Raw genomic sequence first — 19,025 nt, 5'->3', positions numbered from 1 at the left:
TTCGGCCTCCGTCACGGGGGTGTCACTCGCCGCCAGTGCGGTACCGCCGCCAGACTCCACAGGTCGTCGAGGTGCTTGTTCCAGGTGGCGACGACGGCTTTGGAGTCGTCGCCACCGGCCCGGGACCACACGCTGAGGTCGGTGCGGTAGCCCTTGGGGTCGTAGAACTCGGGCTCCGAACTGCGCTGCACCGTCCGGGCGATCACGTTGTAGAGACCGTGCAGCACCTGCTCCCGGTTGAAGATGCAGATCTTGTCCCTCGGTATGCCGGGATAGAGGCGGTACTCACACTCCGCACTCACCCGTCCCACTGCGGTGAGCCGCTCCGCGATCGCCGACAGCGTCTGCTCGTACTCCTGGCACTTCAGCTCCAGGCGCCTGCGGAAATCGGGATCGTCGAGCGGCGCACCGTCCGGCCCCACGCGTGAGGGAACGGTCATCGGCTGCCCGAAGTCCGGAATCAGTACCCTCACTGAGACGTGTCTTGTCGGTCCGGGATCGTCGAGAAGGCCCTCCAGCCGGTGATAGAGCTCGTTGTAGAGCGTCTCCCCGGTGTAACCGAGAAACCGGATCTCCACCTCTCGGGCACGGAACGCCTCGCTCACGAAACTGCCCAGATCCCTCGACTCGACCTGGACACGCGGTGGCAGCCGGAGCGATGTGGCCAGTTCCTTCACCGAGTCGTACAGCACATAGCCGACCAGGCTGAGCAGTGCGCCACCGAGGAACGCCTTGTCCTGAAGGGCGTCTCCGACCGGTTTGACGAACTGCGCGGTCAGCCCGGTGACAAAGATCCCGATGAGCAGAACACGCGTCACCAAAGGCTCGAACCGCGCCTGATACCGCCTCAGACGTTCACCACCGCTTTCCGCCGGACCTCGCCGCGCACCGGACATGGCCGGCCCCTCTCCCCCGAGGCCCAGCGGTCCGACGCGGCACCTCACATGCCCACGGGCAACCCGGCCTGACTAGTTGTGCCATGGTCCCCATCCGGCAACGCGCGGGCAAGATAGGGGTTCGACAGCAAACGCGTAGGCAGCCCGAGCGCTCCCTTCACCATCCGCAGGGTCATCCCGTACGAATCCACCGCGCGGCTCACGTTGGGAGCGTCGAGGCTTGCGCCTGTCACCAGGCGGTCCAGGTCCACATAGGCGGAGCGGACGTTCTCGATCCACCGGTAGAGGTGCCAGTCCCGCTCCCAGTCCTTGGTGTGGGTGGCGGGCAGCGTGCTGCTCCAGCGCTGGAGCATGCGGGCGCGGATCTCGGGCCGTGTCGGGGTGAGATGCATGTGCCTGACCAGGTCGTACAGGGGGTCCCCGACCATCGCCATCTCCCAGTCGATGATCGTGAGGGCGAGCTTGTGGTCCCCTCGCACCAGGTTCCAGGGGTTCAGGTCGCCGTGCAGCAGGGTCGACTGGCGCGGCGTCACCCGGTGACGGGCCAGCATCTCCCACAGGCGGCGTGCGTTGGGCAGCCCCAGGACACCGGCCAGTTGTTGCGTCTCCTTGGGAAGCTCGTCCACCAAGTGGACGAGCAGCTCACTCAGCCAGTCGAAGAAGTGAACGTCGTTCGCGGTGGGGTCCAGCGGCCGGTAGTCCACGACGGTCAGCGCCCGGAGCTGGTCGACCAGTCCGTCCGCCTCATGCGGCAGCAGGCCGTGCACGGGGTGGCTGGGGGGCTGGTCGCTGTCGGACGGTCCGACATATGTGTGGATCGCGAAAGGGTCCTTCGCGTGGCTGGTGCCCAGCGCCAGCACCCGAGGTGCCGCAACGTCGGCTCCTGACCGCTCGATGGCCCGCAGGACCGCGTGCTCGCTGAGAAATGTGGGTTCGCGACGGCTGACGGCAGCCACCTTGCGGCGCACCATGACGGGGAAACCGACACCCGGCACAAGCACCACCGTGTTGAGATGCGCCGTGCCCTTGAACACCTGAGCGGCCGGCGCCGCGCCCTCCGCCCGCAACGCGTCGAGCACCGCGGTGTGAGGGAAGTCGGAAGGCTCCCGCAGCCTTCCGTCGGGCTGCCAGCCGATGGCGGTGACGGCCCGGTGGTCGTCGTGCCATTCCCTCCGGGACATCTGCCATCGGCGCAGGACCCGCTCGATCTCGGCCTCGTCGGGCACGTTGACGAGGCCCAGCGGCTGGGCCGCCGCCTCCAGGGCACGACGCACCGCCTGCGTCGCCATCGCCAGGCATTTCTGGTCGAGCGACGCCTCCAGCGACTTCGCCGCACGCATCACATCCGGATACACGGACTGCGCCCGTTCAAAGGCTACGTAGTGTCGGAGATCTCTGGCGAGGCCGGCAGCCGCCGCCGGCCTCGCCGTCTGAACGGCGTCGGCCCAGGCATCGACGACCTCGTCCCACTGGGACTCCGGGTAGCGCATGCGGACGAGGTGGGTGGCCAGGTCGTGCAGCGGGTCGCCGTAGGTCGCGAGTTCCCAGTCGACGCAGATCAAGGGCGGTTCGCCACGGTAAGTGACGATCACGTTGTCGCGGTGCAGATCCGTATGGAGCAGGCTGTGCGGACGGCGTGCCATTACGGGCACCCGGTCCGCCAGCCGGACCAGGGCGTCCTCTGGGATACCCAGAGCGGCGAACAGTCCGCCGAATTCACTCCAATTGGGCCGACGGATCTGCCGGTCGGTGAGATGCGCCAGCGTACGCAGGAACCCTTGACTGTCCTTGTTGCTGCGCGGCCACCCGTCCGGGAGCGGCGGTAACACCTCCCTGCGCACCCGTGACATCTGCGCCAGGAGACCCACCATCGCCTTGACCAGTACACCGTCCACAGGCTTGCCGTTGGGGCAGATCGCGGAGAGCGGGAGGCCCTCCACATAGCTGTGCACAGCCGTGCCGGCACGGCTTGCGACGCAGCGTGGTACGTGCGGCAGAGTGCCTTCGACGGCCCGGAGAATGTCCGGTTCGCGCCACGTCCTGATGACCACCGGCAGCGCTTCCGCTCTGCGCGTCCGCACGATCACCGAGGTGCCCGGATCACAGCTCACATGGCGCGCCATGGCCTCGGTGAGCGGCAGAACGTAGTTCCGGTTGTGATGGCCGCGGCTCATCAGTCCGTGCTGTTTTGCCAGCCGTACGAACGTGTCGTAGGCATCGTTGGCAATACGTTGCTCCCTGGGCACAGGCCCGGGCGCAGGAGACGCGCCCACTGGCCACTCCTGGAAGTGAAAGGTGAGCACACCCTAGCCGGGTCGTAGATCACTCACGAGCGGAGACCGGAAGCGGTTGGTCTCAATGAGGTAACCGAGGTGTACGAGACGCCTGGGATGGGCAACCGTCGGCCGGCTCCCTCACTTCGCGAGCGCACCCCAGATCGAGTCGAACCAGGACTGCATGCTGCTGACGAAGACGCTTCCTGTGTAGTCCGGGTCTTCGGTCTTCTCATAGTGGGTCAGCGTCGCCCCGAGTCCGAGGACGTCCAGCGCCAGGACCTCCTCGCCGTCGTCCAGCTCGATGTTCCGCTCGATCACCTCGTAAGGACCGTGCAGTGCCTCGCTACCGTTGAGCAGGTAGAGCTTGAATGTCGGCGCCAACGGCACATGGCGGATCGCGACATCGACGAAGGGGACCAGCCCGTCGGCCCGCAGGTCCCGCAGCGCGCTTTTCAGCGACGCCGAATGCCGCTGGGTGATTCCGTGCAGTCGGTCCTGAAGACGCAGGTCGTCGGGAGCGCCCTTGGTACTCGGGTAAGGCAGCCTCAGCTCGCTGGACGGCAGCAGCATGCGCAGAGCGATCCGCTCGGGGGAGATCTCCCGGTCGCGTATGCGTTCCGCCTGCATACGAACGTGCGCGTCCAGGGACTCCGATGTCAGCGTGTAGACGTCCAAGGTCACTTCCGACGCTTCGAAGGCCTCGTCGATGAATGATCGCAGCGTTACGGCTTGCGCGGGGCGCGCGTTCCGCGTCCCCGACGAGTGGATTCGCTGCGCCTTGACCACCCTGGATCCACTGCCCTGCCGGGTCTCGATCCACTTTTCGTTGCGCAGCGCCTTCAGGACGCGCTGCACGGTGTCCCGGGAGACCCCGAGTTCTTCGGCCAGGAAGCGCTGAGGGGGCAGCAGGGTTCCCAACGGGTAGATGCCCGCGGCCATGCGCTCCCGCAGTATGTCCGAGACCCTCTCGAACTCTCTGCCGCCACCGTCCGCGACTCCCTCTCCGCTCACAGCTGGACCGTACCGCTTCCGGACGACGAGCAAACCAATTTCAGTCAGGTGACCGGCCCAACGCGGCCGTCAGTTAAGGGATCTACGTACACGGGCAGACCCAATTCAAGGCAACCAGTCCAATTGGTCGGCCAGTTGATCGCTTCACTGAAAGTGGCAAGAAGGGTGGGGGTCCATGCTCTTTCAACTGCTGTGGAACGCTGTCGCGGTCGCCATGACACTGGTGATGCAGTGGGCGTTCGAGGCTCTGAGGCTTTGGCTCCGCAACCGACGGTCCCAACGGCTGCGGGGCGGGAGCCCTCGACCGACGACGGAGGGCATCACCCAGCCTTCGGACGGAGGCTCGGAACCGGTCTCCGAGCCTCCGGAACACCGGCTCAGGTAGGTTCGTGGTCGCTTCGCCAGCGCGTCAACGCGGCCTCGGTCTCCAACAGACCCGGAACGGACTCCAGGCCCAACGGCTCGGCGGCAGCCGTCAGCACCCCCCGTAGCTTCCAGGCCGCCCGGCGCAGCCGTTGGCGATCGAACTCCCCCTGAGTGTCCAGGATTTGCGACGCCCGGATGACATCGGTGAACACCGACTGAGCCTTCTTGAAGTCCAGCAGCCGCGGCAGATCGTCACACCAGCCCCGTGAACTGCCCGGCCGGACCTCCTCGACAATCCCGCACCACCGCTGAACGATCAGCCGTTCCTGCGCCGGCGGATACCCCATCAGGTGCAGATGGGTGGCCAGGTCGTAGAGCGGATCGCCGAACATCGCCAACTCCCAGTCGATGGCCCAGAGTTTCCCGTCCGGGTCAACGATGAAGTTCTCGCGGTGCAGATCCGCGTGGAGGAGACAGAACGGCCGGTCCCGAAGTCCCGCCACCCTCTTCCTGAGCTGCCGAAAGGCCTCGGGGTCGAGCCCGAGATCGGCGAACAGGCCTTTGTACTCGATCAGATTCCGTTCATACACCTGCTCTTGAGTGAAACAGATGAGCCTGTCGAGGAAACCCGCGCTGTCTCCGTCCTCCGCGCGGTCCTGGGGCGTACACCTCCGCTCAACGAGCAGAGTGGACGCGGTGACAGTCCCCAACTGCCTGAACAGGCCAAGGATCTGTTCGACGAGTTCGTCCGGAACGGCTCGGCCGGACGGATGCAGCGCGCCCAGCGTCGAACCCTCGATGAACCGCTGCAGGTCCACGTCGCCGCCCATCCGGGCGACCTCGGGAATGACGTCGATCCGCCGTTGCAGCTCGTACAGCAGGCGTTCCTCCGACTCGAAGCAACGCCGGTCGAACCAGAGCAGGTTCGCGCGCGGCTCGCGGCACTTCCACCGCCCCTGGAAGCCCGTCCCCGCCTCGGCCGGCAGTGGAAACACATACGTCTCGTGGTGGTATCCGCTGAGGGGACCCTCGACCGCGTCGAGGGCAGCACTCGCGGCTGCGACACGCGGCGGGATTTCGGGCGCTTCGGGTGACATCGCCCCGTTTCTCTCTGAGACCAGTCGGCGGAAGGTGGAGGCACGCTACCCCCTCGACGTGTCGTAGCGTGTCAGAACCGTTTCGTCAGATCTTGGCCGTCACTTCAGTGAGCGATAGCGCGTCCAGAACTCAGAGTTCGCCGCGCAGCACCTGGAGTACTGGCTCGAGGGAGCCGACGATCACCTCCGCGCCAGCCTTCCTCAACTCCTTCTCCTTGGTGGCGTTACGCGCGTAGCCCAGGAACGGAACCCCCGCTTCCCGGGCGGCGAGGAAGTCCGACGGAGTGTCGCCGATCATGAGGGCGGCCGAAGGGGCGGCACCCAGGGCGTTCAGCGCCCGGTTGAGGCAGTGCGGGTGGGGCTTGAGGTGGTCCAGGTTTCGGGTGCGGCCGTAGACGTTGGGGGCGAAGCACTCGGTGAGGTCGCGGCTCTCGAGGTAACGGGCCACCACACGGGGCGAGTTGTTGGTGGCCACGGCGAGGCGGACGCCGACAGCGGTCCACGTCCGTATCAGCGGATCCGCGAACGGGGTCGGCCAGGCGGACGGCACCGCCTTGAGCTCGTGCTGGGTGAGCAACTCCTCGAGTTCGACCACCAGATCGCTGTGCGGATGCCGCTTGTTGACGACGCGAAGAACGACATGCGGGTCGGGATGGACCCGCTCCTCCTCGCTGAGCAGCCCCCGCAACCCCTGCCCCTCCAGCCACGCGACCAGATCCTTCGCCACATCCTCCGCGGAATGCCCCGCGAACAGCCGGCAGATCGGCCCGTCGAAGTCGAAGAGCACGACGCGGGCGCGTTTGATCACTTCCCGCAGGTTCTCTGTCTCTGCTGTCACCGGTTCGGACTGTGTCGTATCGGGCTGCGTCGTATCAGGAGTCACTAGGAGAGTGTCAGGTCAGTGGTGATGGTTTCCCAGAGGGCATCGAACCACTTCTGGGATTCCTCCACGAACGAGGCATCGCGATGGCCGGCCTGCTTCTCGAAGGAGAAGAGCAGCGAGGTGGAGCCGAGGGCGTCGTACATGTCGAGTACTCCGCCGGTGTCCACCGTCTCCTCGCGTCTGGTGATCATGTAGTACCCCATCAGCGCTTCCGACTCGTTGAGGAGGTACAGCTTCACCGGTGGGGTGAACGGCAGGGCGCGGAAGGTCACGCGGACGTCGATCTTGTGCGAGTGGCGCAGGGTCTGGAGGTTGTGGCGCAGGACGTGGCCCTGGGCGTTGCGCTGGGCGAGCCAGCGCTTGTGGACCGGGTCGTCGTCGGTGCGGCCCTCCACCGGGACCGGGAACGCCAGGGTGATGTCCCTGGAGGGCAGCAGGATCCGGACGTCGATCGACTTCGGGAGGATGGTGCCCTCGTGGATCAGGCGCACCGGTTCACCGAGGGCCAGCATCAGGGTCTCCGCGGTGAGGCATGCCGCGTCTATGCGGACGTGCGGGGCCGCGAACGCCTCGGCGAGGCGCGGCGCCAGGCCCACCATCGTCGTCTGGGGTTCGTCGCGGACGGCCGGCACCTCGGCGATCCGCGGCGGGCTGCCCCTGCCGGTGTTGCTGAGGAGCCCGTCGCTCTGGAGGGAGCTGAGGGCCTGGCGGACGGTGCCGCGCTCGACGCCGAACTCCTCCGCCAGCTCCGCCTGGGTGGGCAGGCGGTCGCCCGCCTTGAGGTCACCGGCGCGGATGCGGTCCCGCAGGGCGTCGGCGATGTCCTGGGACGAGAAGTTTCTGCTGCCGTTCACTGCCACGTTCTCCTGGGTCACGACCAAACGCTACAACTCCCATCCATCTATGGGGAGTTGTTTGAAAGTTGTTTATGAGTACCAGCCAAGTGGGGACAACTTAAGCATAGTTGGTTGCCAACTTGGTCAAGTTGGCGGAAGTTTTGCCTCCCCTCCTCCCAACCGGCCCGTCTCCCTCAGAAGCAGGAGGAACCACCATGCCCGTCATCGCCCTCCTCTCCGCCGTCTTCGTCGTCGGCTTCGAGCAGCTCGTCCAATGGCACTACGGCCCGTCGGGCATCGTCGGACTGCTGCTGCTCACCATCGGGATCAAGGCGAAGAGCCCCACCTGCTACTCCATCGGGGCGGTCGTGCTCGCCCTGATGGTCGCGGGACCCGCCCTCTGACCCGCGTGGATCCCAACCGGACCCACTCCCACCCGGGAGACCTCAGTTCGTGAGCACCAGCTCGGAACTGATGGTCTCCCACAGTGCGTTGAACCACAGGTGGGACTGCTCGACGAAGGTCGTGTCCCGCAGCCCGGCCCCCTGTACGAAGGGGAAGAGCATGGACTGGGTGCCCTGGACGTCGTACATCTCCAGGTGCACGTGATCGATCTCCTCCTCGCGCTTGGTGAGGGTGTAGTACGCGAAGAGCGCCTCGGACCCGTTGAGCAGGTACAGCTTCACGGGCGGCGTGAAGGGAAGCGCGCGGAAGGTGACGTTGACCTCGATGCCGTGCGTGGCGCGCAGCGCGAGCAGGTTGTGGCGCAGCACCTGGCCCTGGGCGTTGCGGTTGGCCAGCCAGTTGCGCTGGAGCCGGCCGTCGGGGGGCTGGCCCTCGGCCGTCGCCTCCACCGGAGCCGGAAAGGCAAGGGGGATGTCGCCGCTGGGGAGCATGACGCGGACATCGATCCTGGCTGGTTTTATTCGCTCGGCGTGGATCTGACGCAGCGGTTCGCTCATGGCGAGGGTGAGTGAGATCGACGTCAGGCACAGCGCGTCGATCTCCACATGAGAGGCCGAGAAGGCCTCCGTTATCCGCGCGCCGAGCGCCACCGTGGTGGGCTGCGGCGGAGCTTCGGGACCGGTCAGGACCCTGCCCAGGTCGTCCGCCACGGTCGCCGGGCTCCCCTTGGACACATTGACGAGCAGACGCTCCGACTGCAGGATGCGCAGCGCCTGCCGTACGGCCCCGCGCTCGACGCCGAACTCGTCCGCCAGCTTGGCCTGCGTGGGCATGCGCTGTCCGGCCCGCAGCTGACCGGACCTGATCCGGCTGCGCAGCTCGTCGGCCACCTCGCGGTGCGACGTCAGTGGCCGTGGCGACCTGTTCCGCCCGTTGACGGCGGCGAGTTCCTGGTCCACGACCAAACCCTACAACTTCCCGCCATCTTTGGGCAGTTACCTGATAGGTGGTTATGAGTCGACCCAACGCGGAGATAACTACCATTGAGTTGGTCACCAACTTGAGCAACATGGTCAAACTTCCCGGGGGTTGGCCGCCAGGGTCGCAACTGTCGACCAGGTGGACGGATCCCAGCGGGGGTCCGCTCGCCCCGTCCCCAAGGAGGGACCGTCATGCCGCTCATCGCCATCATCGTCGCCGCCCTCGCCATCGGATTCGAACAGCTCATCCAGTGGAAGTACGGGCCGATGGGCATCATCGCGTTCGTCGCGCTGACCGTCGGCATCAAGGCCAAGAACAACATGATCAGCGGCATCGGAGCTGTGATCCTCGTGATGCTGCTCGCCCAGTCCGGCTGAACGGGCGCCACCGCCCGGACGGTCCGGCTGACCGGGCTCCCCCCTGGAGGGGAGCCGGGAGCCCGGTCAGTCAGCACCACCCACAACCACAACTGAATAGCTACGGATCAGCACAACAGCTACGGATCAACGGCTTTCGCCCGCACGGAAGGAGCACCCGGCAGGAGCCACGGAAAAAAGCACCACCCGCACACTGGTTCAGAAGATGTCCGGGCACCACGGTCGCCTGGACGTGCGCAGCAGGGCGTCGGCCACGGAGGCGGCGCCCGCTCGTTCTTCCCGGACCCGCCCCAGCGCAGCGAGCCGTACCGCCGACTCGTCCCCGAGCCACAGCCGCGCCAACTCGCCCACGTCCAGCGTGAGTTCGGCGTTCTGCGTGGTCGGCGCGCAGGCCGCCCCGTCCGGCCCGGCGTCCAGCCGGTACCGCCCGGCGGACAGCCCGTCCCGGTCGGTCACCTCCAGCACCAGCGTCCCCGTACCGCCGTACGTACGCGCCTCCAGAGCCCGTACGACATCCAGGATCCGCACCCACAGCCAGTCCGCCTGCGTGGAGATCCTGGCCGCGCGCGGGTCGGGCAGGAAGTGCGGCAGCAGGTCGTCGGGGGACCGCCAGCCCGTCTTGACCTTGGTGATCCAGTCGATCGAGCAGAGGTACTGCCACAGGGCGCGCTCCGCCGCCGGCGTCACCGCGATCAGCCAGTTCACGTCCGCCGTGTCGTGCGGCTGCTTGTCGTGCCACTTGTCGTCCGACTCGTACGAGACGAGGCCCTCGACCTCGCCGGCCGCCGAGCGGTACACGGCGTAGAACGGCTCCGTCCACGGTGCGCGGTCCAGGATCAGCACGCCGGTGTTGGTCTGCCACCAGCGCTCGTCGCGGCTGACCGCGCCCGGCTGGGTGCGCCTGAGCCGTTCGTGCAGTTCGGGGCCGATCTTGCGGACGTCCTCGCCGTCGACGAGGTCGATACGGGCGCCGTCGGCCGGGCCCGACCAGCGGGGGTCGAGGCCTGTCCTGGGTACCTCGATGGTCCACTCGGCGGCGGTGGTGGCGGGGCCGAAGCCGTACCGGCCGTAGATCGGGTACTCGGCGGCGATGAGCGTCGCCACCACGTCGCCGCGTTCCCTGGCCGCCGCGAGGTCCGTCGCCATCATGCGGGTGAGGAGGCCTCGGCGGCGGTGTGTGGCGGTCACGGTGACGTTCGTGATCGCGTCCGCCGGGACGGGGGTTCCGCCCACCGTGGTGAGCTCCTGCGGGAACGATCTGAAGGTCGCGACGCAGCGGCCTGCGTCGAACGCGGCGAGGGTTCGCTCCGGGATGATGTACGAGCTCCGGTCCGCGATCTCGGTCTCCGTCACCGCGGGGGAGCGCAGGAAGCCGGTGTTCAGGGCGCGGATCCAGTCCGGTGTCTCGGCTTCGGTGATCGCTCGTACGTCGATGGCGTCGCGGTGGGTCATGGGAACACGCTAGGTGTACGACGGTGGGGTGTCGCGGGGATTTTTCTCGCCCCCTCCGCCCCTACCCGTCCCGTTCCTGGGGGCTGCGCCCCCAGACCCCCCTGTCGCGCTGCGCGCTCGTCCTCAAACGCCGGACGGGCTAGAACCTCAGAACGCCGCCCGCACCTCCCCCACCTCCCTCCCCCCACCCGTCAACGGCTCCCGCCCGATCCGCGTCACCACCGGTGCGTCCACGCCCAGCAACCCCAACGCCCTCGCCAGCACCGGCCCCAGTGCCCGCCCCCCGCCGTCCTCGACCTTGAACGCGAGCGCCCGCCCGTCCGGCAGGGCAACCGCCTGGACGGCCTCCGCGCCCATCTTGGACAGGGCGCCCGGCACCTCGCGCATCAGCCAGGTGTCGGGACGGCGGGTGCCGGCGACGTACTCGGGGTGGGCGCGCATGGCGTCGGCGACGCGGCGTTCCGCGGAGCCGGGGGGTGCGAGGACGAAGGAGCGGAAGGCGCGGGCCAGGCCGGTCAGGGTGATCGCGAGAAGCGGCGCCCCGCACCCGTCCGTACCCACCGCGGCGACGGACTCCCCGGCCGACTCCTCGACCACGGAGTGAATCTGCCGCTGGAGCGGGTGCCCGGGGTCCAGGTACGAGTCGAGCGGCCAGCCCCGCTGCGCGCACACCGCCAGCATCGCAGTGTGCTTGCCCGAGCAGTTCATGGTGACCCGGTCGCGTACGGCGCCCGCGGCGAGGTAGGTCTCCGCCTCCACCCGGTCCAGCGGGAGGTCCGGCGGGCACTGGAGCTGCGCGGCGGTCAGCCCGTGCTCGCCCAGCATCTTCCGTACGAGGTCGCGGTGGAAGATCTCTCCGGAGTGGCTGGCGGCGGCGAGGGCCAGGCGCTCTCCGGCGAGGTCGAGCCCGGCGCGCAGTATCCCCGCCGCCTGCATGGGCTTGTTCGACGAACGCGGGAACACCGGCACCGCCGGATCGCCGAGCGCCAGCTCGACCGACCCGTCCGCGGCCAGCAGCACCAGGCTGCCCCGGTGGCGGCCCTCGACGAAACCGGAACGTACGACCTCGGCGAGGACAGGAGGTGCAAGGGGTATGGCAGACGGCACAGGGACTTCAGGGCGGGCGGCGGACATCGGCGGTGGCCTTCCGTGACGGAGACCCGCCCCGGCAGCCGTACCGGGACAGCCCCGGGATCACCGGGGCGCCACGTCACACGAACAGGTCCGTCGTACGAACACGTCCGCCACGCGAACAGGTCCGTCACATGAGCAGGTCATCGACTTGCGCTTCGCCCTCACGGTACCTGCGGGCGATCTCGGCGCTGCAGTCGTCCGCCGTGCGCTGGAGCTGCTGGCGCCGCCGGGAGACCTGCTGCTCGTACCGCACGAGCCGTCCCATTCCGGCGCCGAGCTCTTCGTCCGTACGGGCGTCGAGGTCCGACAGTTCCACCTCGGAGAGCATGTCCGAGGCCAGCCGCCGGTACTCCTCGCCGTGCGGTGTGCCCACCGTCACATGGCGGGCCGAGGAACGGTGCCGGGCGGGCGCGTCCGTGAGGATCTCCGAGAGCCGCTCGATGACCGACAGCTCCCCCGAACCGACGACCCGCGGCTGCCCCGCACCGGGCGCCCGCACTCCCCCGCGGCGCGCCAGCTCGGCCCGCAGGATGTCGATGCGCCCCTGGAGCAGCCGCCGCACATAGCTGAGGTCGGCCTCGTCCCGCTGGGCGTCCCGGCGCAGCACGCGCAGCTCGGGCAGCCGCAGCAGGGCCAGGTCGTGCTGTGGACCTTCCGGGGACAGTGGGCTGTCGATGCGCTGGACCGGCGGCCGGGCCGTCATTCCCGTCGCCCGCTCTGTCCGTCCCGCCCGCGGGCTCGTACGGGTCAGTGACACGACCCCGGGCGGCTGCCCACTACTCGGTGTGCTCATGTGCCTCTACCGTCCCCTCGACCGGCGCGGTCCATCCCATGAATGCGCCATGGATGCGCCCATGAATGCACCGCAACACCCCGCATGGTGCCACCCCGAGTGGTCGCTATGTGACCGAGTGCCCCCGATCGGCCCCAGATGGGGGTTTGGCGAACCTGAGAAATCACACGAAGGGCCCGCACCGGGTGCCCGTCCGCGCGCACGGCATGATGGTCCGCATGCGTGCGGTGGTGCAGAGAGTGGACGGCGCGAGCGTCGTCGTCGAAGGCGAGACGGTCGGCGAGATCAGCGGCGAGGGGCTGTGCGTCCTCGTCGGGGTCACCCACGAGGACACCAAGGAGAAGGCGGCCCAACTCGCCCGCAAACTCTGGTCGGTTCGCATGCTGAGCGAGGAGCGCTCCTGCTCGGACATCGACGCTCCGCTGCTGGTCATCAGCCAGTTCACCCTGTACGGCGACGCCCGCAAGGGCCGCCGCCCCACCTGGAACGCGGCCGCCCCCGGCGACATCGCGGAGCCCCTGGTCGACGAGGTCGTCGCCCAACTCCGTTCCCTGGGCGCGACGGTGGCGACGGGCCGCTTCGGCGCGAAGATGCGCGTCTCACTGACGAACGACGGCCCGTTCACGGTCCTGCTGGAGATGTAGCCGCGGCTACGGCTCGACCACGACCTCCTGCGCCGCCGCCGTGGTGTCCGCGAGCAGCGGTGCGTCCAGCGGCACGTTCCGCTTGATGACCGCAAGGGCGATCGGGCCCAGCTCGTGGTGGCGTACGGAGGTGGTGATGATGCCGATCTTCCGGCCGTCGGGGCCCTCGTCCGCGCGGCGCAACTCGGTGCCGTGCGGCGGGAGATGGACCTCGCTGCCGTCGAGGTGGAGGAAGACGAGCCGGCGCGGGGGCTTGCCCAGGTTCTGTACGCGGGCGACGGTCTCCTGACCCCGGTAGCAGCCCTTCTGCAGATGGACCGCGCTGTCGATCCAGCCCAGCTCGTGCGGGATGGTGCGGTGGTCGGTCTCGAAGCCGATGCGCGGCCGGTGGCTCTCGACACGCAGGGCCTCGTACGCGAGCAGCCCGGCCGCCGGACCGCTCTTGGCGGCGTACGACTCCAGCTCCGTACGCGGGAGGAAGAGATCACGTCCGTACGGCGTCTCGCGTACGACGACACCCTCCGGGACCTCGGCGATGGAGCCGGCCGGCAGGTGCACGACCGCGAACTCGTCCGTCCGGTCGGCGACTTCGACCCGGTAGAAGAACTTCATGGACTCCAGGTACGCGATCAGCGCGTCCTGGCTGCCGGGCTCCACATGGGCCCAGGTCGTGGTGCCGTCGTCGACGAGGTACAGCGCGTGCTCGATGTGTCCGTGCGCGGTGAGGATCAGCGCTTCGGTGGCCAGGCCCACCGGGAGGTCAGTCACATGCTGGGTGAGCAGCAGGTGCAGCCAGGTCAGCCGGTCGTCCCCGGTGACGGTGACGACGCCGCGGTGCGAGAGGTCCACGAAGCCGGAGCCGTCCGCGAGGGCACGCTGTTCGCGGAACAGGTCTCCGTAGTGGGCGGCGACGCCTTCGTCCACGCCCTCGGCTGAGACGGCGCCGGGCAGGGACAGCAGAGGGCTCTTCATATGCCTAAGCCTACGACTTGGTATGGCAACTACCCGAGGCCGAGGTCCCGGGCTTGCTGCTCAGGTCATCACTGGCGGTGATGAGGCCCGGCTGCGTCCAGCTCTCACGCGATGAGCGCGAGGGCAGGGGCCTGTGACTCGGCCCCGCGGACCCACGCCATCCAGCCGCGATCGGCGATGTTGTGGGACGCGTTCAGGTCAGCGTGCTCAACGAAGCCGCAGGACCTGCAGGTGAAGACAGCCTGGGATGGCCGGTTGCGTTTGTCGACGTGATGGCACTGGGAGCACTCGCGGCTGGTGTTCGCCGGATCGACGTGTACCAGCGGGATTCCGGCGCGCTGGGCCTTGTAGGCGATGAAGGTGCCGAGCTGGCGAAAGGACCAGGAGTGCAGCGTGACGCGTTGGGGCTTGCGTAGCCGTGCCCGCTCGCGGATACCGCCCAGGTCTTCCAGGGCGATCCCTTGTGCGGTGCGTTGAGCCTCCGCCACGATGCTCTTGCTGATCTTGTGGTTGATGTCCCGGGCCCGGCGGGCTTCCTTTCCCGCATGCCTCTTCGCCCGCCGCTTGGCCGACTTCGTGCCCTTCTTCTGCAGCTTGGAGCGCAGCTTCCGGTCCGCCTCACGGCGCCGGTTGAGATGCCGTCCGGAGTGACGCTTGCCGGTGGAGGTGGAGGCGATGTTCACGATCCCCATGTCCACCCCGAGGAAGGACGCCGGGTGGGCGTTCACCTCCGCCTCGTCGATCTCGCACGTGGCGATCAGGTACCACTGCCCGCCTCGGTAAAGCAGGTCCGACTCGCCCTTGCGGTGCGACGCCAGGACAGCGAGCTGATCGTCCTGGCCGGTGAAGGCGAGGTTCTTCATCCGGCCGGTCACAGTCCAGAGCGAAACGGTTCGGTCGGCCGTCTGCCAGGACAGGCAGCGGTCGTCGTACGGCTGGGCCGCGTCCTTACGGAAGGAAATCGGCTTGCCGGTCGCCTTGGTATACCGCTTCGAGCTGGGCTTACCAAGGTTTCCGGCCTTCAGGTTCGCCTTCAGTGTGCCGTAGGCGTCGGCGACCTTGCGCAGCACATGCAACGCGGGCTGCGCGGACAGGCCCCGCGCCTTCAACGCCGTGTAGGCCATCACCTGCAGCCGGGCCCGGGAGGTCACCTGGTGGCCGTACGCCTGGCCGGACAGCCAGTTGGCCGCTTCATTGCAGGCGTGCAGGGTCGCCTCAAGTGCCAACGCCTGCTCGGGCGTTGGCAGCAGCTTCACCCGCACCACCAGCTTCACAGCACCCGAACCTACCGTCCGACGATCAGCCCACACTCTCAGCCCGAGAGGCTTCACCGAATCAGCGACAGCGCGAACGCGTGCACGTATTTTCACGCCGTCGGCATGGCCCAGCTTGCCCCCGGCTCGGCCGGGCCTGACACCGATGCGCGCCGCGCCCCAACTAGGGCGTTCCCTTCGGATCAGTTCGCTGACCAGATGAAGACGGCAGCGAGGTGGAGGTCGACGAGGTAGATGGTGGCGGTCTTCTCATAGCGGGTGGCCAGGCCGCGCCATTGTTCGAGTTTGTTGATGCAGCGTTCGACAGTGGTCCGCCGCTTGTAGGCCTCGCGATCGAAGGCTGGCGCGCGACCTCCGAGACGGCCGCGGCGCTTACGGCTGGCGGCCTGGTCGGCGGGCTGAGGAATCACCGACCGGATCCCGCGACGCCGCAGGTGGCAGAGGATCGCTCGGGACGAGTAGGCCCTGTCCGCCAGGACCACGACCGGTGTCGTTCGTGTCCGGCCGACTCGCCGGGGCACTCTGATCCAAGCCATGACCTGCTCGAATGCAGGTGCGTCACCAGCCTGGCCCGCGGTGATGACGAACGCGAGCGGCCGGCATTGGCCGTCGGCCGCGAGGTGGATCTTTGCCGTCACTCCGCCGCGCGAGCGTCCGAGGGTATGGTCGACCAGCTCAGCCGCCGGTGCCCCCTCATTACGGGCCCCGGCGGCGTGCTGGTGAGCGCGGACGATGGTGGAGTCGACAGCGACGACCCAGTCGACGTCGCCTTCGGCGTCAGCCTGGGCAAGGACAGCGATGAAGACCTTCTCCAGGTCCCGTCGGTGGCCCACATACGCAGCCGGTTGTGGGCGCCCTTCCACGATCCGAAGTGTTCGGGCAGGCTCATCCACGGCGTGCCCGTGCGGTACGTGAACGCGATCGCGTCGATCACCTGCCGGTGATCACGCCAACATCCTCCCCGCCAACATCCTCCCCGCCGAGGCCTCCGCTCCGGCAACAACGGTTCGACCCGCGCCCACTGCGCGTCAGTCAACGACACGTATCAACCACGATCAGATGATCAGAGAGAAAGCGTTTAGCTGCAGTCCCACATGAACCGGCCTTCAAGGTGATCGGAGCTGAGGAAAAGGAAGCCGCTTCCGTAGCCGAAGTTGAGGAAGAACGGGTCCGCCTTCGCCTCACCCCGATCCTCGAACTGGCAGAGGAACAGCCAGGAGGGGTCGATACCGAAGGCCCGGTCGTTGGGATAGACGGCCTCGCCCCCCAGAAAGTCCTTGGGCCACTCCTCCTCGGGGAATTCGGCGTCTGGGCCCTCGCCCCGCAAGTACCGGGAGCAGGCCGCGGCCTGGTTCGCTACCTCGTCGAGTTCCGGCGGCATCGGAGTCAGGTCCGTCAGCCATTCGACGGGAACTTCCTCGTAGTCCGGACCCCACCGCCACAGGGTTCGCCCCCGAGTGCTGGGGGACCCGACCGACGCGAAGGACGGTATCCGCCCACCCGGCTGGACCGGAACGACGGCCTCGCCGTCCTCCGGTGCGGTGCCGCTCATGTCCATGCCCTCCTCGTGCAGGAACAGGTATGCGAGGCGCACCTCGTCGCCTGGCACCCGGAACTGGCCGATGAACACAAGGGGCTCGCCCGAACGCGGATGCACCGGCCAGGCCGGTCCATCCAGCCAGACCGGCTGCCCTCCGAACTTCGACACCGGTTCCATGACCGGCTCGCGCGCAGCCCGGAAGGACATCCGCAGCCGCGGCAAGAAGGCTGCAACGTAGGGACCCGCGGCCTGGCCCGTCGGCTCGGAGATCATTCCTCCGACGCTACGGCACCCACCGACAGCACCCAGTCCGGGCGGTCTCCTTTGATCATGCGTGACCTGCAAGATCAGAAAGAGACGGCCGAGACGGGGCTGCCACGACGCAGCCCGGGGATGCTCGCAAGAATCATGTTGAATTCTTGAGCGAGCAGTCCTTGCAGAGGCCGAAGATCGCGAAGTGCTTCATGTCGGTCTCGAAGCCGAAGGTCGCGCGGAGCTTCGCGGTGAACTCGGCGGCGACCGAGGTGTCGGCCTCGATGACGTTCTTGCACTCCCGGCACACCAGGTGGATGTGGTGGTGCCGGTCGGCCAGGTGGTACGTCGGGGCGCCGTGCCCGAGGTGCGCGTGGCTGACCAGGCCGAGCTCTTCGAGGAGCTCCAGCGTCCGGTAGACCGTCGAGATGTTCACGCCCGACGCCGTTTTGCGCACTTCGACCAGAATGTCGTCCGGGGTGGCGTGCTCCAGCGTGTCCACCGCTTCGAGCACAAGCTGCCGCTGCGGGGTCAGCCGGTAACCGCGCTGCCGCAGATCGCTCTTCCAGTCGGTGCTTACCACGCCGCCCAGTGTAGGCCGCTGCTAGGCGGTCAGGATCTGCCGTACGCGCGTGACGATGTTCTCGAGGACGAAGGGCTTGGGGAGGAAGACCACCGGGACGTCGTGGCCGTCGTCGCGCAGGATGCGGGCGACCTCCAGGCTGTCGAAGTCCGGGAGGCGGATGTCGAGGACGACGAGGTCGGGGGGCTCGGCATACGCGGTGTTCAGCGCGGCGACCCCGCTGGCGACGGCGGTGACGTCGAAGCCGGCCAGGCGGAACGTTTCCGCGAGCAGCTCGCGGACGGCGTGCTCGTCGTCGACGACGAGCACCTTGGCGCTGGGGGCGCCGGGAGCGCCGTGGGTACTGCGGGAAACAGCTGTGGGGCCGGTCACTCCAGCAGAGTTGCCGACCCCGGTCAGAACAGCGTGAAGTTCGTCTGTGTGCTGCTTAAGAGCGCCCGAAGCCGGTCCCGGGAAGATCGCCTACTTGAAGAACGCGATGCCGTCGTCCGGCATGTCGTCCGGGAGGGCCTTGGCCCAGCGCTCGACGTCCTCCGAGGTGACGACCTTCTTCAGGTGCGCGGACATGTAGGGGCGCAGCTCGACCTCGGGGGTCTGCTTCTCGCCGACCCACATGAGGTCGCTCTTCACGTACCCGTAGAGCCGCTTGCCACCGGTGTACGGGCCCGACGCGGCGGTGCGCGCCACGGCGTCCGTGACCAGGTCGATCTGCGGCTGCTTGGCGGCCAGGTCGCCGTACCAGATCTCCACGACACCGTCGTCGCGGGTCATGACGACCTCGACCTTGCGGTTGGCGTCGATCCGCCAGAAGCCGGACTCGGACTCCAGGGGCCTGACCTTGTTCCCGTCGGCGTCGAGGACCCAGGTGTGCGAGTGGTACTCCAGGAAGTCCCGCCCGTCATGGGTGAAGGTGACCTCCTGCCCGAAGTTGCACTTCTCGGAGCCGGGGAAGTCGTGGACACCCGCGCCTGCCCAGTTGCCGAGCAGGAAGGCAATGGGGAGCAGGTCCTTGTGCAGGTCGGACGGGATCTCGATCATGAGCAGCTTTTCTTCGTGGGGGTCAGCGCTGGCCCTGGTACAGCTTCTTCACGGTCAGCCCGGCGAAGGCGAGAACGCCGACACAGACAAGGGCCAGCAGGGCTTCGAAGAATGCCTCAAGCACGGGGTGCTCCTCGGGTGACACGGTGAAGGCGGTAAAGGGCCGGGCCCCAGCTTAGACGGCTGGGGCCCGGCCTTCTCTCTCAGGTCCGGGC

20 protein-coding genes are annotated in these 19,025 nt (G+C 67.9%); 3 read left to right on the top strand and 17 right to left on the bottom strand.

Features of this window, described 5'->3' with window-relative positions:
• Positions 1-11 precede the first annotated feature (11 nt).
• From OG246_RS10900 to OG246_RS10875, 6 genes are all read right to left on the bottom strand, one after another.
• Positions 12-818, bottom strand: a complete 807-nt coding sequence (locus OG246_RS10900; RefSeq protein WP_266459366.1) for a hypothetical protein — start codon at positions 816-818, stop codon at positions 12-14.
• A 122-nt stretch (positions 819-940) separates the two neighbouring features.
• Positions 941-3,070, bottom strand: coding sequence for an aminoglycoside phosphotransferase family protein (locus OG246_RS10895; protein WP_266459364.1), 2,130 nt, complete (start codon positions 3,068-3,070; stop codon positions 941-943).
• 240 nt (positions 3,071-3,310) lie between these two features.
• Positions 3,311-4,183 carry a GntR family transcriptional regulator gene (locus OG246_RS10890; RefSeq protein WP_266459362.1) on the bottom strand — a complete coding sequence of 291 codons (873 nt, stop codon included), beginning with the start codon at positions 4,181-4,183 and terminating at the stop codon, positions 3,311-3,313.
• A gap of 377 nt (positions 4,184-4,560) precedes the next feature.
• Positions 4,561-5,646 carry a phosphotransferase gene (locus tag OG246_RS10885; protein WP_266459359.1) on the bottom strand — a complete coding sequence of 362 codons (1,086 nt, stop codon included), beginning with the start codon at positions 5,644-5,646 and terminating at the stop codon, positions 4,561-4,563.
• A 130-nt stretch (positions 5,647-5,776) separates the two neighbouring features.
• On the bottom strand, positions 5,777-6,484 hold the full coding sequence (locus OG246_RS10880; protein ID WP_266459356.1) for an HAD family hydrolase: 708 nt from the start codon (positions 6,482-6,484) through the stop codon (positions 5,777-5,779).
• Positions 6,485-6,528: 44 nt separating this feature from the next.
• A complete protein-coding gene (locus OG246_RS10875; protein ID WP_266459353.1) occupies positions 6,529-7,410 on the bottom strand; it encodes a winged helix-turn-helix domain-containing protein in 882 nt (293 codons plus the stop codon).
• A 170-nt stretch (positions 7,411-7,580) separates the two neighbouring features.
• On the opposite strand from OG246_RS10875, the gene OG246_RS10870 reads away from it, so the two are divergent.
• Positions 7,581-7,769: a hypothetical protein gene (locus OG246_RS10870; RefSeq protein WP_266459350.1), complete on the top strand. Its 189-nt coding sequence runs from the start codon at positions 7,581-7,583 to the stop codon at positions 7,767-7,769.
• Between the two features lie 42 nt (positions 7,770-7,811).
• Here OG246_RS10870 and OG246_RS10865 read toward each other — a convergent pair whose 3' ends face one another.
• Positions 7,812-8,735, bottom strand: coding sequence for a winged helix-turn-helix domain-containing protein (locus OG246_RS10865; RefSeq protein ID WP_266459347.1), 924 nt, complete (start codon positions 8,733-8,735; stop codon positions 7,812-7,814).
• Positions 8,736-8,942: 207 nt separating this feature from the next.
• On the opposite strand from OG246_RS10865, the gene OG246_RS10860 reads away from it, so the two are divergent.
• On the top strand, positions 8,943-9,128 hold the full coding sequence (locus OG246_RS10860) for a hypothetical protein (protein WP_266459344.1): 186 nt from the start codon (positions 8,943-8,945) through the stop codon (positions 9,126-9,128).
• Between the two features lie 198 nt (positions 9,129-9,326).
• Here OG246_RS10860 and OG246_RS10855 read toward each other — a convergent pair whose 3' ends face one another.
• From OG246_RS10855 to OG246_RS10845, 3 genes are all read right to left on the bottom strand, one after another.
• The gene (locus OG246_RS10855; RefSeq protein WP_266459341.1) at positions 9,327-10,580 is read right to left on the bottom strand and encodes a GNAT family N-acetyltransferase; all 1,254 of its coding nucleotides are present in this window, start codon (positions 10,578-10,580) and stop codon (positions 9,327-9,329) included.
• 147 nt (positions 10,581-10,727) lie between these two features.
• The gene (locus OG246_RS10850; protein ID WP_266459339.1) at positions 10,728-11,714 is read right to left on the bottom strand and encodes an asparaginase; all 987 of its coding nucleotides are present in this window, start codon (positions 11,712-11,714) and stop codon (positions 10,728-10,730) included.
• A gap of 127 nt (positions 11,715-11,841) precedes the next feature.
• On the bottom strand, positions 11,842-12,507 hold the full coding sequence (locus OG246_RS10845) for an AmfC protein (RefSeq protein ID WP_266459336.1): 666 nt from the start codon (positions 12,505-12,507) through the stop codon (positions 11,842-11,844).
• A gap of 218 nt (positions 12,508-12,725) precedes the next feature.
• Between OG246_RS10845 and dtd the strand changes: the two genes are divergently transcribed.
• On the top strand, positions 12,726-13,151 hold the full coding sequence (gene dtd / locus OG246_RS10840; RefSeq protein ID WP_266459334.1) for a D-aminoacyl-tRNA deacylase: 426 nt from the start codon (positions 12,726-12,728) through the stop codon (positions 13,149-13,151).
• Between the two features lie 6 nt (positions 13,152-13,157).
• On the opposite strand, the gene OG246_RS10835 is transcribed toward dtd, so the two are convergent.
• From OG246_RS10835 to OG246_RS10805, 7 genes are all read right to left on the bottom strand, one after another.
• Positions 13,158-14,123, bottom strand: coding sequence for a folate-binding protein YgfZ (locus tag OG246_RS10835; protein ID WP_266459332.1), 966 nt, complete (start codon positions 14,121-14,123; stop codon positions 13,158-13,160).
• A 104-nt stretch (positions 14,124-14,227) separates the two neighbouring features.
• Positions 14,228-15,397 carry a transposase gene (locus OG246_RS10830; RefSeq protein ID WP_266459329.1) on the bottom strand — a complete coding sequence of 390 codons (1,170 nt, stop codon included), beginning with the start codon at positions 15,395-15,397 and terminating at the stop codon, positions 14,228-14,230.
• 182 nt (positions 15,398-15,579) lie between these two features.
• Positions 15,580-16,439 (bottom strand): IS5 family transposase gene (locus OG246_RS10825; RefSeq protein ID WP_266459326.1). Its coding sequence is split into 2 segments (ribosomal slippage): positions 15,580-16,202 and positions 16,202-16,439, totalling 861 coding nucleotides; the frame shifts between segments, so codons are not numbered across the junction.
• A 36-nt stretch (positions 16,440-16,475) separates the two neighbouring features.
• A complete protein-coding gene (locus tag OG246_RS10820) occupies positions 16,476-17,210 on the bottom strand; it encodes a hypothetical protein (protein ID WP_266459323.1) in 735 nt (244 codons plus the stop codon).
• Positions 17,211-17,343: 133 nt separating this feature from the next.
• Complete coding sequence (locus OG246_RS10815; protein WP_266459320.1) at positions 17,344-17,772, bottom strand: Fur family transcriptional regulator; 429 nt, start codon at positions 17,770-17,772, stop codon at positions 17,344-17,346.
• A gap of 21 nt (positions 17,773-17,793) precedes the next feature.
• Positions 17,794-18,144 carry a response regulator transcription factor gene (locus tag OG246_RS10810; protein WP_266459317.1) on the bottom strand — a complete coding sequence of 117 codons (351 nt, stop codon included), beginning with the start codon at positions 18,142-18,144 and terminating at the stop codon, positions 17,794-17,796.
• Between the two features lie 90 nt (positions 18,145-18,234).
• Positions 18,235-18,810 carry an FABP family protein gene (locus OG246_RS10805; protein ID WP_266459314.1) on the bottom strand — a complete coding sequence of 192 codons (576 nt, stop codon included), beginning with the start codon at positions 18,808-18,810 and terminating at the stop codon, positions 18,235-18,237.
• Positions 18,811-19,025 lie beyond the last annotated feature (215 nt).

Source organism: Streptomyces sp. NBC_00620 (genome assembly GCF_026341825.1).
GTDB lineage: Bacteria > Actinomycetota > Actinomycetes > Streptomycetales > Streptomycetaceae > Streptomyces.
The sequence above is the reverse complement of the archived record's forward strand: the minus strand, read 5'-3'. Positions and strand labels throughout refer to the sequence as shown.